This window comes from Algibacter sp. (genome assembly GCF_049667265.1).
In the GTDB taxonomy this organism is placed as follows: Bacteria; Bacteroidota; Bacteroidia; order Flavobacteriales; family Flavobacteriaceae; genus Algibacter_B.
The window spans coordinates 1-2,659 of sequence record NZ_JBATHX010000453.1 but is presented as its reverse complement, the minus strand read 5'-3'; the positions used below and the strand labels follow the sequence as shown (position 1 = coordinate 2,659).

Annotated in this window: 1 protein-coding gene; it reads right to left on the bottom strand. The window is 32.7% G+C overall.

The genetic code is table 11. The features are described 5' to 3' along the window. Positions 1-115: 115 nt before the first annotated feature. On the bottom strand, positions 116-2,659 hold a 2,544-nt coding region (locus WBN21_RS15655; RefSeq protein ID WP_424201924.1), incomplete at its 5' end, for a hypothetical protein.

Sequence of the window (2,659 nt, the reverse complement as noted above, 5' to 3'; positions counted from 1 at the left end):
AAAATATCGGAAGCTGTTAATTGCTTTTCTGCTTTCGGGTTTTCATTACATCCTAACATCATTAATAGTATTGAAATTGATATATATTTAGTGAGCTTAAACATGGTTTAGGCTTTTATTTGTTTATAGAAACAATAATGTGATTAACCTCTCCTTTTCTTTGAAATAAAGATTGTGAGGTTTGTAAATCAAGACTCATTCCTTTTGATTCGTTTATTTTTCCGTTGTTATAAACCACTTTAATTCCTGTTTCCTTTGAAAGCTTGTATATAACAGGCACTTTACAATATGTGAATGCAAGTGAATTTGCTTCAATAAGAATTTCTTGATCTTCTTTTTTCACGTTTGTAAAACGGAAGGTTGCAGGTGATGTTAAAAACTCTTTTGACTGTAATAACCTTGGGTTAAAAACAATTTTTCCTGCTTCAACAAATACACCTAACTCACCAAATCTAGTGAGAACATCTTCCTTAACTTGACCTGTCATACCTGGTTGTTGGGCTCCTTTTGTTGCTGGCGTATGCGAATAAGGATCGGTTGAGAAAGCACCATACAATTCTGGTGATTTATGCACTCCGATACCCGCGCTAATCTCATAATAGTGATCTAATAGTCGGCCAATTATAGTCTCATCTTCATTACTGTTTATAGCAAGCAAACAGTTTTCTTGAACCGCTAACGATAATTTAGAAACCATGTGCCAATAAATTGATCCTAAGCCTTCGTAACCAAAAAATGTTCCTGATCTACCTGTAAAGGATTTATGATCGAAAATAGATTCGAAAGTTTGAAGTATATGATTGGTATCAATTTTTACTAAAGCCTCATAATTACTACCTAAATTATTCAAAGCCTCATTTAAAACATTGGCATTATTAAAATTACCGTTAAAATGATAATTTCCCTTAATATCTTGTTCTATAATTTGTCTGTTACCATCAGCAACCAATTGTTTCAATAATTTAGATTGCTCAACTTTGCTGTTCGGAATATTGTTCTTCTTATCAAAACGTGGCAACTCTTTATTTGGGTACAAAATGTAACTGTACTGGTCGTCTCTGAATAATGCGCTATTTTTTAATCCATCCAATAAACTCAATGCTTGAGTAGGAGAGAGGTAGCCAGAACTTAATGCTGCTACTTGACCTTCTAGCATTTCTGATAGATATGAAATGGATACTTCAGAATCATTTTCAACAGTCATTAAGTTGTATGCATGATACATATTATCATCACGCTTATTAGCATTAATACTGTGCTCAAGAAACTTTTGAGTAGTTTTAATAAATTGTAATAATTCTGATTTATTAATAGCGGATTTATTACCGCTAAATGTGTTTTGGTAAATACTGGCTCTGTAGTTACTGCCTGCCTTACCAAGTCCATCTAAAACTGTTTTTCTTTCTTTATCTGATACTTTCCCAGAAAGGATGTTTTCATTTGCTTGAAGTGTTTTAACAACCCCATTAAAAAAGGTTTTTAATTCTTCTGAAATTTCAACCTCTTTAGTATTTGCTTTTGAAACTGTTCCTTCAAAGAAATTCAAGAAACGTCGCAGATAACATAATGTTACCATAGACACCCCATTACCAACCAATGCATTGTTGGCATCGTTCCATTCGGGACGTTGCGTGTTTAACCAAATACCGCCTTCTGGAATGAAATTAGACACTTTAGCCAATACCGTTGCCAAAAGTTTTTCAATTAAATTAACCTTGTGAATAAAGAAATTTTCATCTCTAAGCAAAGCTCCATCGGCCCCTAATTCTTGTTTCTTTTCGTTTATTTTTAGGTCTGATTCATGATCGAAATCAATGGTGTCTTTTGGGTTTTTTAAAATATCGGCATAGCTTTTAATTTTGTAAGGCACGTTGGCATAAACAAAAACACTTTGGTCGAACAATTTTTCTAATCGACCCGGATAGTAATCTTCAATAAACTCTAAGAATTTTAAAAGGTAGATGATTTGATGGTCGCCCCAATATCCTATATAAGACCAAGGGTCGTTTTCTTCAATAATTTCCCAATCGAAACCGTCTTTGGTTACACGATATGGGTTGTAGCCTTCAAAAGTAGTCGCGTTTAAAAACTTATGAATCATTCCTTCTATAAACTCAGGGTACGATATTGCTAGCGCTTCCCAGTTTTGGAAAATATCACGCCAGTTTCCTTCGTAATCTAAAATTTTAGAACCATCAACCTCATTATGAGTGTTAATAGAAAACTTGTTCCATGGTCTACTTGGGTCACCATGTCTTCTACTAAATTTTAATGGTAAATACTCAAAACAAAGTCTTTTAAAATTTTTATCATCGCTCTTTTCAGCAATAGATTTTATGTGATTTAAATTGAAAATTTCTGGAAGCTCATTTAAGGTCTCTTCATTATTCTTTAAAACCTTCTTATTGGCCTTTGAAATATATTTAACAAAATCACCTTTTTCTATTTGATAGTCATCATCAAAAATACCACCACGCATAATATTGAATAGGGTATTTGCAAAATGCCTTGTGTTTATTAACTGGTCTGCTGTAAGTTGTAAACCATCTGCATTTCCAGTTATTTTAATAAGATTTTTTGTTCCTAAATCGATATCATTTTGAACTAAATCTGAAACATTTTTTTCTTTCTTAATAATTTCAGAAACCTGAACAATGTC